The organism is Lentzea atacamensis, from assembly GCF_003269295.1.
Lineage (GTDB): Bacteria > Actinomycetota > Actinomycetes > Mycobacteriales > Pseudonocardiaceae > Lentzea > Lentzea atacamensis.
Map to the genome: position 1 here is coordinate 1,660,194 of NZ_QLTT01000001.1, position 12,212 is coordinate 1,672,405.

Below are 12,212 nucleotides of genomic sequence, written 5' to 3' on the forward strand. Positions count from 1 at the left end.
CACCAGTAGTCCGTTCGGCCCCATACGTTGCTCCCGAAAAGTCCCCCGTTTCGCACGAAACGAGGTACCGCCGGACAACTTTTCGCCATATCTTTTCTTTCGCGCCGACAGGGGAGGTCAATTGCGCAATCCCGCCTGACCGCTGCCCGGACGATGACTCCTGCCGTCATCACGGGATTCAATCCACCACACAAACCGCTGCTCCGCGCGGACGGTGCCGCGCGCCCAAAATCCCGAGGAAACCGCCATGGCTGCACGCACGAAGTGGATCGCGTCCGTCCTCGCCACGCTGACCGCGGTGGCGTTCGCCGGCCTACCCGCCGCAGGAGCCGCGGAGGACGCGGCCAGACACGGACCCAAGCACGGACACAGACACGGGCTCATCAGGGGTGACGTCGCACGGCCGGCACCACCGCCACCGCCGAAGCTGCGCGTGGTGAACGGCCCCCTCGAGCCGGGAAGGTCACGAGTCGCCGGCACCGGCAAGGTCGCGCTGCGGGTGCTGGTGATCGCGCTCGACTCCGCGGACTTCGGCCTGTCCACCTGGAAGGCGGTGCTCGACCGGATCGGCACGCCGTACGACGTGCTCACCGCACGAACGGAGCAGCTGACCGCCGATCGCCTGGTGCGGTCGGACGGCACCGGCCGCTACCACGCCGTGCTGCTCACCGACAACGCGCTGCTGCAACCCGACGGGTCGGGCGGGTACGTCAGCGCGTTCGAGCCGGCGGAGTGGCAGACGCTGTGGGACTACGAGCGCAACCACCGGATCCGGCAGGTGTCGCTCTACACCTCCTGGGGCACGTTCCCGGAGGACTACTGCCTGCGCCCCGGTGTCGAGGGCGGCGTCGGCGGCAGCGGCCTGAGCGCGACGCTGACCCCTGCCGGAGCCGGCCTGTTCGACCGTCTCGTCGCCGACGCGGACGTACCCATCACCTTCTCCTATGTGTACCGCTCCACCCTCGCACCCGGTTGCGGCGCGCAACCGACGTTGATGGTGGGCGATCACGTCCTCGGCGTCGTCGGCACCTCGGCGGACGGACGCGAGCGCGCGGCGTTGACGTTCTCCTCCAACGAGTTCCTGCCGCAGACCGACATCCTGGGCTACGGGCTCGTCCGCTGGGCGACGCGCGGGGTGTTCACCGGCGAGCTGCGGCACTGGATCAACGTCGACGTCGACGACTGGTTCAACAGCACCGACCACCTCTACCCGGACGGTCACCTGGAGACCGATCCCGGCTTCCGGCTGAGCGGGTCGGACGCCGCCGGGACCAACGCGCAGCAGAACGCGTTGCGCGCCGGCTACCCGGCGGCCGCGGGCTTCACCCTGAACCTGCCCTACAACGGCGGTGACCTCACGCCGTCAGCGCCGTCCCGCTGCTCGGGCTCGGGCACGCCGGACGCGCTCACCAGCTACTCGAAGTGCCTCAAGGGCAACTTCCGGTGGGTCAACCACACCGTGTCGCACCCGGAGATGAACTTCCTCGACTACTCGACGAGCCGCCGCGAGATCGCGGACAACCTCACCATCGGACGGCAGGCCGGGCTCACCGTGCCGACCGACGTGCTCAAGACCCCCGCCTACTCCGGACTCGGTGTCTACCACCCGGATCCGAACGCTCCCGACACCGAGCCGCCGGTCGACTTCGGGCTCCGCGCGTCCAACCAGGCGATGCTCACCGCCGCCGCGGACGTCGGCGCGCGCTACCTGCACGGCAACATGTCGTTCCAGAGCCACCGCCCGTCCTGCTTCAACTGCGGCATCCGGCATCCCCTGCGCCCGGAGCTGCTCGTCGTGCCCGACTGGCCGACCAACATCGGCTACCAGGTGACCACGCCGGCTGAGGAGACGTTGCTCTACAACAGCCTCTACGGACCGAACGGGCGATTCCCCTACTACGACCACGATCTGAGCTACCCCGAGCTGCTGAACTACGAGTCCGAGGTGGCGCTGCAGCACGTGATGAGCGGGTCGGCGTACGCCCACACGCTGCACCAGGGCAACCTGCGCCAGTTCGCCCCCGGCCGCAGCCTCACGTTCGACTGGCTGCGGACGGTCGTGGACAGGTACAGCACCCGGTTCTCGGTGCCGCTGCGCAACCCCGACTGGCCGTCCCTCGCGCGTTACGTCGACGCGCGCACGAGCCACTTCGCCGAGATCCGCGGTGGCGCGGACGCGGTGTGGGACCGCGCCACGAACACCGTCACGAGGACGAGCACGACGACCGGTTCGTTGTTCCTCACCGGCGTCACGCACGCGTCCGGAACGACGGACCGGTACGGGGCAGAGCTCATCACCCGGTTGCCGATCACGGCAGGCACCACCGTCGTCGCCACGGCGGTGCCCAGACCATGACGCCGAAGGTGATCGGTCCGCTGCTGGCGGCCATCGCGCTCGCCATCACGACGATCACGGTGCTCAGCCCACCCGGCACCGACCGGGCGGGCAGGGCGCTCCAGTCCGCCGACCCGGTGCCGTACCCGTTGCCCGCCAAGCGGTTCGTGCCCGTCCGCGCGGCACAGGCACCGGTCGGCTCCGGCCGCCGCGGTGACCTCGTGGCGTTGCGGCAGCTCGTGGTCACGACGGGCGAGGGCGACTTCGGGCTGGAGACCTGGAAGTCGGTGCTGGACACCATCGGCACGCCCTACGACGTGCTGAACGCGAGCACCGAGCTGCTGACGCCCGACCGGCTGGTCCGGCCGGACGGCACCGGCCGGTACAACGGCGTGCTGCTCACCAGCAGCGCGCTGCTCAAAGCCGCGCCGGACGGGACGTACGCGAGTGCGCTGACCCCGGGACAGTGGGAGGTCCTGTGGGACTACGAGCGCACGTACGGCGTCCGGCAGGTGTCGCTGAACACCCACCCGAGCACGTCCCCCGAGGACCTCTGCCTGCGGGTGGGTGACGAAGGCCCCGTCGGCGGCACCGCGGTCGAGATGGCGCTGTCCGCGGAGGGCGGCGCCGTCTTCGACCACCTCAGGCCGGACGCGCGGATCCCGCTCCTGCGGTCCTACGTCCACCGGGCGCGGCTAGCATCCGGTTGTGCCGCCGAACCCGTGCTGACGGCCGGGGACGCGGTGCTCGGCGTGCGGAGCAAGGCACCGGACGGCAGGGAACGGCTCGCGCTGACCTTCTCGTTGGGAGCCAACGACACGACGGCGCACCTGCTCGGCCCGTCGCTCGTGCGGTGGGCGGCTCGCGGCGTCCTGCTCGGGGAACAGCGGCACTGGTTCACCGTCGACGTCGACGACTGGTTCAACTCCACCGCGCGCAAGCACCCCGACGGCACCACCGACATGTTCCGGTTGAGCGGGAGCGACGCCAAAGCCGCGAGCGCGCAACAACGCGATCTCCGCGCCCGCCATCCCGTCGCCGCGGAGTTCACGCTCACGTTGCCCTTCAACGGAAGCAGGCTGAAGCCGGACGCGCCGGCGTCCTGCGACGACCCCGGCACACCGGACTCGCTCAGCAGCTGTTCGCGTGAGCTGGTGCGGGAGTTCCGCTGGGTCAACCACACCGCCACCCACCCGCAGATGAACCACCTTTCCTACGACGTGAGCCGGACCGAGATCAGCGAGAACCTCGCGATCGCCGCCGCGGCCGGGCTGCCCGTCCCCGCGAGCGTCCTCAAAACGCCCGAGTACTCGGGACTGGGCGTGTACACACCGGATCCGGGCTCGCTCGACCCGCCGACGGACTTCGGTCTGACCGGGTCGAACCGCGCGATGCTCGACGCGGCGCACGACGCCGGGGTGAAGTACCTGCAGGGCAACATGTCCTTCGCCGGTCATCGGCCGAAGTGCGGCAACTGCGGGATCTACCACCCGTTGCGGCCGGAGCTGCTCGTCGTGCCGGACTGGCCGACCGCCATCGACTTCGAGGCGACGAGCCCGGAGGAGCAGACCGCCCTCTTCAACCGTCAGTACGGCCGCAACGGCAAGGCGGCCGACCACCGTGATCACGACCTGACCTACGAGCAGGTGATCGACACGGAGGCCGAGGAGGCGGCGCGCCACCTGATGAGCGGGTCGGCGTACGCCCACACGTTGCACCAGGGAAACCTCCGCGAGTACGCGCCGGGCCGTTCGCTCGCGTTCGACTGGATCAACGCGACCGTGGCGAAGTACGCGGCGCTGCACCGGGTTCCGCTGCTGGGGCCCGACTGGCTGACCCTGGCGCGGTACGTGGAGGCGAGGACCGCGCACTTCGCCGCGCTGGACGCCGGGCGTGACGCGGTGTGGGACCGCAGCACCGACGCGATCACCTACGTGCCGAGTGCCGCCGGGAGCCTCTTCCTCACCGGGGTGCGGCAGCGGGAGGCGAGCGAGGCCGATCAGGGCGGCGCCGACGAGAGCGACACCTACGGCGCCGCCACCGTGGCGAAGATCGGCTTGGCGGCGAACCAGACCGTCGTGCTGACGGCGAGCCCACGCCCATGATGACCCTGTCGAGCGAGGATCCGCTCCGCGTCGCGCTCGTGTCCGAGGGGTGTTACCCGTTCCACCCCGGCGGCGTGAGCCTGTGGTGCGACCAGTTGATCCGGGGCATGCCGCAGCACGCCTTCACCACCGTCGCGCTGACCGTGGACGGCACCGAGCGGCCGTGGTGGCCCGCTCCCGCCAACCTCACCGAGGTGGTGACCATGCCGCTGTGGGGTAGACGACCCCGGCGCGCGCGTCGCAGGCCCGCCGGGTTCGATGAAGTGCACGAGGCCTTTCTGAGGTCGTTCATCCCGCACACCGACAGCAGCCCGGAGAAGTTCGCGCGGGCGGTGCGGCGGATCTTCGACCTGGCGCAGACCTCGGACGTCGGCGCGGCGCTGGTGTCCAACGACTCGGTGGCGCGGCTGGTCCGCGCTGTGCACGACTGCGGCGAGGGGCCGATCTCGTTGCAGGACGCAGTGATCGCGACCGATCTGCTCGAACACTCGTTGCGGCCGTTGTCGTTCCCACCTGTCCGCGCGGACGTGTGCCACCTGGCGATGAACGGGTTGAGCGCGTTGGTGGGTCTGGCGGCCAAGTGGGCGCACGGTACGCCGTTGCTGATGTCCGAGCACGGCGTGTATCTGCGTGAGCGCTATCTGGGCGCGGTCGGCGAGTCGCTCGCCCTGCCGGCGAAGGTCGTGCTGCTGAGCTTCCACCGGGCGCTCGCGGGCGCCGCCTACCGCGCCTGCGACATGCTCACGCCGCACTCCGACTACAACCGGCGGTGGCAGCTGCACAGCGGGGCCGACTCCGGTCGCATGTGGACGATGTACAACGGCATCGACCCCGCCGAGTTCCCGGTGGCGCCGGGAGAACCCGACGTGCCGACGATCGTGTTCGTCGGGCGGATCGACCCGCTCAAGGACCTGCACACGTTGATCAGGGCGTTCGGCGAGGTCCGCCGCGCGCTGCCGGAAGCGCGCCTGCGCGTCTTCGGCCCGGTGCCCGAGGCCAACAAGGACTACCACGCGAGCTGCGTGCGGCTCGTCGACCAGCTCGGGCTCGCCGGCAGCGCGGTGTTCGAGGGACTGGTGCCGAGCCAGGTCGACGCCTACCACGCGGGCCACCTCGTCGCGTTGACCAGTGTGTCGGAAGGCTTTCCGTTCACCGTCGTGGAAGCGATGTCCACCGGCAGACCGCCGGTGTGCACGGACGTCGGCGGGGTCAGCGAGGCGGTCGCCGACGCGGGTCTCGTGGTACCGCCGCGTGATCACGAGGCGGTCGCACGGGCGTGCGTGCGGCTGCTCACCGACAACGTGTTGCGGCGCAAGCTGGGCGGACTCGCGCGCCAGCGGGTGATCGAGCGCTTCACCGTGCAGCGGTGGAACGACAGCTACCGCGCGAGGTACGCCGAGCTCACTACGACGGGGGTCGCGCCGTGATCCTCGACGAGCTGGTGGAGCGCGTAGCGAGCCTGCTGCCCGACCCGGTGGACGAGCTGCAGGTGGCTGCCTTGCTGGAAAGCCAGGGCATCACCGACCAGGTCGCGGTGGACCGCTACGGGCGCGCCGACGTGTTCGCGCTCGGGCAGGAGGTGTTCGAACGGTTGCCGCGTGGGAGCGTCGCCGTCGAGGACCACTCCCCTGGCACCACGTGGCTGCACGCCGTGCGCGGACCGCTGTACCTCGTGCCGACGACCGTGTTTCCCGCCGTGGCCGCGGTGCTGGGCGGTCCGGCCGCCGTGTGGGCGATGGTCGTCGCCACCGCCGTGAGCTGGGTGTGGGGCTCGGGTGCGAGCGCCGTCGCGCACCGGTTGCTGAGCGGCGGGGCTGCGGCCACCGCGGCCAGGTCGTTGCGGTGGCTCGGTGCCGCGGGGACGGCTGTCGCGGCGACGACGGCGGCCGCGGTGCTGGGCTGGCGGTCCGCGTTGTTCGTGCTGGCGTTGGCCGGTCTGCAGTTCGCGATCGGGGTGCTCCTGTTCCACCGCGAGGAGGTTCGGCTCGCGGTGGCGGTGCTGCCCGCCGGTGCCGGCGGGGTGCTGTTCCTGGTGTCGGAGGTCGTCGGGATCGCGTTGGTGCTCGGTGGTGTGACGGTGCTGCTCGCCGTCGGTGGCGCGTGGCGGGCAGGGCGTGCCGCCCGCGACTCCGGTGGTGTGCGCCCGCCCCGGGCGTCGACGCTGCTGGGTACCGCGTTGCCCAGCAGCGTGTACGCGGCGCTGTGCGCGATCCTGTTGCTGTACACGGACTCTCGCTACGTGCTCAGCGCACTCGACCTCGCGGTCGCGGCGGCGCCGTTGGTGCTGGGGATGGGCGTGGTCGAGTGGCGCGCCCACCGGTTCTTCGAGCTGGCGACGCAGGAGCTGCGCCGGTGCGCGCTGCCGGCCGACTTCCACCAGGCGATCTGGCGCGGCTTGCTGCGGGAACTGGGCTTCTGCCTGACGGCACTCGGCGCGGCCGCTCTCGTCCTGCTCGTGGCACTGCGCGTCTCCGGCGTGCTCACGTCGCCGGGTGCCCTGCTGATCGACGGGCACGTGCTGCTCGGCGGTGCGTTCTTCCTGGGCTTCGTGCTCGTCCGGACCTCCGGCCCGCTGCCGGCGCCGCTGATCGTGTCCGCCGCCCTGCTCGGTGACGTGACGGCGGTCGCGCTCGGCGCCGATCCCGTGCCGGCCTTCCTGATCACCTGCACCGCGTTGTCGATCTTCTTGCTCGTGGCGCTCCGCGGGAGCGTCGGACAGGTCCGCCACTACCGATGAGGAAGTGATTCCCATGCATGCGGTGATACTCGCCGGAGGCAGAGGAGTGCGGCTTCGGCCGTACACCACGGCTTTGCCGAAGCCGCTCGTGCCGATCGGCGAGGAATACGCGATTCTCGACATCATCCTGCAGCAGCTCGGCAGGCGGCACTTCGACCGCGTGACGCTCGCGATCGGCCACCTCGGTTCGCTGATCCGCGCGTTCGTCGGCGACGGGTCGCGCTGGAACATCAGAGTGGACTACGCGGAGGAGAAGATGCCGCTGTCCACCATCGGGCCGTTGCTCAACATCGTCGACCTCCTGCCGGAGCACTTCCTCGTGATGAACGGCGATGTGCTCACCGACCTCGACTACGAGGCACTGCTGGGCCACCACATCACGTGCGGTGCTCCGCTGACAGTCGCTACCTACCAACGGAAGGTGAAGATCGACTTCGGCACGCTGTCCACTGAGGAGGGACGCATCGTCAGCTTCGTCGAGAAGCCCGAGCTGTCCTACGGCGTGAGCATGGGTGTGTACGCGATGACCCGCAAGACGCTCACCCCGTACCCGCGCAACGTCCCGTTCGGACTGGACGAGCTCGTGCTCGACCTGCTGGCGCGCGGCGAGGAACCGGCAGCCTACGAGTTCGGCGGCTACTGGCTCGACATCGGCCGGCCCGACGACTACGACGAGGCCAACCGGAACTTCGAGCAGCTGCGGCCGGCACTGCTGCCCGGATCCGTTCGCCACAACGCGATGGACGTGACGTCGTGACAGTGCTGCTGTTCGGCGCGTCCGGCTACCTCGGCCGCGCGGCGGGCGAAGAACTCCACGCGCGTGGCGCGCGGGTCCTCCGGGTCAGCAGAACGGTGCCGGGCGAGGACGGCTGGGTGCGCCACGACCTGGTGCGAAGTAGCAGCGGTGAGCTCGTCGGCCTGTTGCGGTCGGTCAGGCCGGACGTCGTCGTCAACTGCACCGGGTTGCTCGACGGTACGACGAGTGAGCTGGTCACCGCCAACGTGACACCGACCGCGGCGCTGCTCGACGCGATCCCGCAGGCGGTGCCGCGTGCCCGGCTCGTCGTGCTCGGGTCGGCCGCCGAGTACGGACGCGTCCGGGAGGGCAGCGCGGTCGCGGAGGACGCGGCGGCGAACCCGGTGTCCGCGTACGGGATCACGAAGCTCGCGAGCACGTTGCTGGTGCGGGACGCGGTCGCGGCGGGACGGCTGGACGCGGTGGTGTTGCGGATCTTCAACCCGATCGGCCCCGACCTGCCCGCGGGCACCGTGCTCGGCCGAGCGGCGGAGGCGATTCGGGCGGCGATGCGGGAGGAGGACGACATCACGCTCGGCCCGCTCGGTTCCTACCGCGACTTCGTCGACGTCACCGACGTGGCGTCGGCGATCGCCGACGCCGCGCTGGCACCGGGGCTGGGCGAGCCGGTGCTCAACGTCGGGAGCGGGCAGGCCGTGGCGGTGCGGCAGGTGGTGGCGATGCTGGCCGAGGTGGCGGGGTTCCGGGGCAGGGTGCGCGAGACCGCTCCGGTTCAGTCGCGGTCGGGCGCCGTCACGTGGATCGCCGCGGACACCAGCCGCGCCCACCGGGCACTGGGCTGGTCACCGCACCACGACCTGGCCGACTCGGTCCGTTCGCTGTGGCAGCACTCGTGACGCACAACGGGAGAAGCACGTCCGGGCTCGTCCCGGACGTGCTTTCCGCGCTGGGCTCAGAACTGGTCGGCGCGGTACCAGTCGAAGGTCCGGCGGACGCCCTCGTCGAGGGCGACGCGCGGGCGGTAGCCGGTCAGGCCGCGCAGCAACGTGAGGTCCGGGCAGCGGCGGGCGACCGATCCCGGCGGTGCGGCGGCGCGGTGCACGGAGGGAGCATGGCCCGCGATCTTGAGCACCAGCTCGGCCAGCTCGCCGATGTTCGTCTCGGCCGTGTCGTCTCCGATGTGGACGATCTGGTGCGCGGCCTTCTCGGTGCGCATCAGCCCCACCACCGCCTCGACGGCGTCGTCCACGTGGCAGAACGCCCGGAACTGGTCGGTGCCGTAGACCGTGAACGGGTCCTCGCGGCGCAACGCGCGCAAGCACAGTTCCGGGATGACGTGGTCGGCGCCCATGCGCGGCCCGTACACGTTGTGGAAGCGCCCGACGACGACCGGCACGCCCTTGGCCCTGCCCGTGTGGATCACCGCCGCCTCGCCCAGCATTTTGCTTACGCCGTAAGCGAACCGGGGCGCGGTGACGTCCTCGACCACGAGCGGCACGGTCTCCGGGGTGGGCACCGGCACGAGCCCGGTGCCGACGCCGCCCGCGTAGGTCTCGCTGGTGGAGGCGAAGAACAGCCGCTGCCGCGGCGTGATCCAGTCCAGGGTGTTGAGCACGGCGAGCGTGTTGATCCGGACGACGCGTGCGGGGTCACGTTCCACGTTGCGCACGCCCACCACCGCGGCGAGCAGGTACACGTCGTCACAGTCGCGTGGCAGCGCGGCGAACGACGCGGGGTCGGTGAGGTCGGCGGAGATCACCGGCACGTCCAGCGCTTCGAGCTCGGGATCGCGGCGGCCGCGCGAGAAGTCGTCGACGACCGTCACCTCGTGGCCGTCGGCAAGGAGTCTCCTGGTGAGGTGGAGCCCGATGAACCCGGCGCCACCCAGCACGAGGTTCTTCATTCACGCCACCTCCGGTTCGTAGCCGAGGGCGGCGTACCGCACGCCGTGCCCGGTCACGTCGCTTTCGCTGAGCACCCGCCACGAGTCGTAGACGAGCCGCACTCCCGATCCCGGCAGCAACCGGCCGACGTCGAGCCGCCGGTACTCGGGGTGGTCGGTGATCACCAGCACGGCGTCGGCGCTCGCGAACCCGGCCTCGACGTCCACCGGTGTGCCGCCGTAGCGCCTGATCACGTCGCCGTCCACGAGCGGGTCGTGGCCGAGCACCTGCACACCCGCCTCGGTGAACCCCGGCATCATCGACGCGATCGGCGTGCCGCGCATGTCGTCGGTGGGCGGCCAGCCCTTGTAGGCCCAGCCGAGCACGAGCAACCGCTTGCCCTCCGGCTCGCCCATCATCTCGATCACCCGCTCCGCGACGTGCACGGGCAGGTCCTCGTTCACGCCGCGAGCCGACTTGATCAACCTCGGCACGTAGCCCGCCTGCTCGGCCGCGGACAACAGCAGGTACGGGTCCTTCGACAGGCAGCCGCCGCCGACGTAGCCGGGCTTGCAGATGTCGGGACGCGGGTAGTCGGCGTTGGTCGCCCTGATCACCTCGAGCGGGTCGAGCCCGAGCCGTTCGGTCAGCCGCGCGACCTCGTTGCCGAACGAGTAGATGACGTCGGTGTGGCAGTTGTTGACGAGCTTCACCAGCTCGGCGGTCTCCAGCGTCGAGACCGGCACGAGCTGTGCGGACAGCCCGCCGAAGAGCTCCAGCCCCAGCCGCAGGCTCTCGTCGTCGAGACCGCCGACGACCTGCGGCAGTTCGACCAGCTCCCGCAGCGCCTGTCCCTGGATCGTGCGCTCGGGTGCCATCACCAGCCGGGCCGATCCCCACGCCTCGGCCAGCTTGGGCAGCACCACCGACCTCGTCGCGCCGACCGGCACGGTGCTGCGCACGACCACCAGCGTGCCCGGTGCGCACCGCTTGCCGATGTGCTCGGCCGCCGCGGCGAGGTTGAGCAGGTAGGGCTCGCGGCCCGACTCGCCGACGGGCGTGGACACGCAGATGATCGCCGCGTCCACCCCGGAGTCCGGCAGGTCGTGCGACAGGAAGATGCGTCTGCCGACCCACTCCTGGAACACGTCCTCGACACCGGGTTCGAAGATGTGCGGCCGCCCGTTGGAGAGCGACTCCAGCAACGCCGGCTGGGTGTCGACGCCGTGCACCTCGTAGCCGCGGCGGGCCATCGCCGCGGCGAGCGTGAGGCCGACGTACCCCATTCCGATGATGCCCACTTGGCGGAATTTCGTTTCCTCGCCTGTCACGACCGGATCCTCCCTCGTGTTCGCACGACATTCACCGGCAGGGAGCCGCGACCGTGTCGAGCGCCCGCACCGTCACATATCCTTCGAATCCTTCTTCGCGATAACGCCGGCACGCTTCGGCGACGTTCTCCGCACGCGTCGCGTAGTCAACCGCCAAAACGGTCTTCCCGGCTTCCTTCAGCTTCCTCGTCTGGGCGAGGTTCGCGGCGCAGAACTCCGCGGTGCACGGCTCGTCGGTAGCACGGAAGAAAAGCTCCTCCATCCCGATGCCGTCAATCGCGGCGAGGTAGCCGGGGTACTCGCGCAGCTCCGGCGAATTCTGCGGGTAAACACCGAAGGCCGGGTTCAGCCGCTTGACGTGAGCGCTGATCCGCACGATCAGGTCCGTCATCCGCGCCGCCAGTGCCACCCGGTCGGTTCCCGGTAAGAGCGCGAGGTCGATCTCCTCGTACGCGAGCGGTGTGTCGAGGTAGACGCCGTCGAAGCCGGTCGCGAGCGCCCGGTCCAGCCGCGGCCGCACCGCGAGCTCCCACCAGCCGGGTTCCCAATAGCGGACGAAGTGCTCGCCCGGCCAGCTCGGCCACTCGTTGAGCAGCAGCCGCTCGGCGCGGATCGCCGCGAAGTCGGGCCGGAACTCCTCGATCGAGCCGATCTCGAAGTAGGCGAGCACCCGCTTTCCGGACGCCTTGAGCCGACCGATCTCGTCAGCCCGGAAATAGGACGAGCCGGCGTCGCGCGCCAGATCCACCACGGCGGTGCGAAACGGCGCGGCCGCCAGCTCGTCCAGTCGCCCGCCGGGATAGCCCTGCAACTGGTACACAAAGCCGCCCGGCAGCGGAGAATCGTCGGCACAGGCGCTCGAAACCGAGGTCAGCATCGTCACCAAAACGATGACGAGCACTCGGAAACGGCGGCCTCCCACACGTTCACGGTACCGATCGGAACCAAACCATCAATGCGCCACCTGGACGATTTCCCGCGATTTACAACCCGCCAGGAATATCTCGAAAAGGCACCGGAATCACGCTTCAACACCTCGACGAGGCTCGTGAGGCTGCGCTGCC

General features: G+C 70.3%; 9 protein-coding genes. 6 read left to right on the top strand and 3 right to left on the bottom strand.

The features are described 5' to 3' along the window. The first annotated feature begins 247 nt into the window (after nucleotides 1-247). Genes C8D87_RS07865 through C8D87_RS07890 form a run of 6 tightly spaced genes read left to right on the top strand, consistent with a single transcriptional unit; the run spans nucleotide 248 to nucleotide 8,830 of the window. Entirely contained in the window at nucleotides 248-2,356 is a 2,109-nt protein-coding gene (locus C8D87_RS07865; protein WP_112226061.1) for an Agd3-related carbohydrate-binding protein, read from the top strand. Further along, on the top strand, nucleotides 2,353-4,440 hold the full coding sequence (locus C8D87_RS07870; protein WP_112226062.1) for an Agd3-related carbohydrate-binding protein: 2,088 nt from the start codon (nucleotides 2,353-2,355) through the stop codon (nucleotides 4,438-4,440). The genes C8D87_RS07865 and C8D87_RS07870 overlap by 4 nt, the downstream gene beginning before the upstream one ends. Then, entirely contained in the window at nucleotides 4,437-5,867 is a 1,431-nt protein-coding gene (gene pelF, locus C8D87_RS07875; RefSeq protein WP_112226063.1) for a GT4 family glycosyltransferase PelF, read from the top strand. Before C8D87_RS07870 ends, pelF begins: the two co-directional genes overlap by 4 nt. Next, nucleotides 5,864-7,177: a hypothetical protein gene (locus C8D87_RS07880; protein WP_112226064.1), complete on the top strand. Its 1,314-nt coding sequence runs from the start codon at nucleotides 5,864-5,866 to the stop codon at nucleotides 7,175-7,177. The genes pelF and C8D87_RS07880 overlap by 4 nt, the downstream gene beginning before the upstream one ends. 13 nt (nucleotides 7,178-7,190) lie before the next feature. Next, complete coding sequence (locus tag C8D87_RS07885; protein WP_146231500.1) at nucleotides 7,191-7,934, top strand: nucleotidyltransferase family protein; 744 nt, start codon at nucleotides 7,191-7,193, stop codon at nucleotides 7,932-7,934. Further along, nucleotides 7,931-8,830, top strand: a complete 900-nt coding sequence (locus tag C8D87_RS07890; RefSeq protein WP_215732211.1) for an NAD-dependent epimerase/dehydratase family protein — start codon at nucleotides 7,931-7,933, stop codon at nucleotides 8,828-8,830. Before C8D87_RS07885 ends, C8D87_RS07890 begins: the two co-directional genes overlap by 4 nt. A 56-nt stretch (nucleotides 8,831-8,886) precedes the next feature. Here C8D87_RS07890 and C8D87_RS07895 read toward each other — a convergent pair whose 3' ends face one another. From C8D87_RS07895 to C8D87_RS07905, 3 genes are all read right to left on the bottom strand, one after another. Further along, nucleotides 8,887-9,837, bottom strand: coding sequence for an NAD-dependent epimerase/dehydratase family protein (locus C8D87_RS07895; RefSeq protein WP_109635681.1), 951 nt, complete (start codon nucleotides 9,835-9,837; stop codon nucleotides 8,887-8,889). Then, nucleotides 9,838-11,118: a nucleotide sugar dehydrogenase gene (locus C8D87_RS07900; protein WP_233441966.1), complete on the bottom strand. Its 1,281-nt coding sequence runs from the start codon at nucleotides 11,116-11,118 to the stop codon at nucleotides 9,838-9,840. Between the two features lie 61 nt (nucleotides 11,119-11,179). Beyond that, nucleotides 11,180-12,025 (bottom strand): endo alpha-1,4 polygalactosaminidase, encoded by an 846-nt coding sequence (locus C8D87_RS07905; RefSeq protein WP_112226333.1) that lies wholly within the window; start codon nucleotides 12,023-12,025, stop codon nucleotides 11,180-11,182. Between the last annotated feature and the right edge of the window lie 187 nt (nucleotides 12,026-12,212).

What these genes read in the sequence shown, in the direction of transcription:
- C8D87_RS07865 (WP_112226061.1), top strand. Translation starts at nt 248, where the DNA reads ATGGCTGCACGCACGAAGTGGATCGCGTCCGTCCTCGCCACGCTGACC.
- C8D87_RS07870 (WP_112226062.1), top strand. Translation starts at nt 2,353, where the DNA reads ATGACGCCGAAGGTGATCGGTCCGCTGCTGGCGGCCATCGCGCTCGCC.
- pelF (WP_112226063.1), top strand. Translation starts at nt 4,437, where the DNA reads ATGATGACCCTGTCGAGCGAGGATCCGCTCCGCGTCGCGCTCGTGTCC.
- C8D87_RS07885 (WP_146231500.1), top strand. Translation starts at nt 7,191, where the DNA reads ATGCATGCGGTGATACTCGCCGGAGGCAGAGGAGTGCGGCTTCGGCCG.
- C8D87_RS07895 (WP_109635681.1), bottom strand. Translation starts at nt 9,837, where the DNA reads ATGAAGAACCTCGTGCTGGGTGGCGCCGGGTTCATCGGGCTCCACCTC.
- C8D87_RS07905 (WP_112226333.1), bottom strand. Translation starts at nt 12,025, where the DNA reads ATGCTGACCTCGGTTTCGAGCGCCTGTGCCGACGATTCTCCGCTGCCG.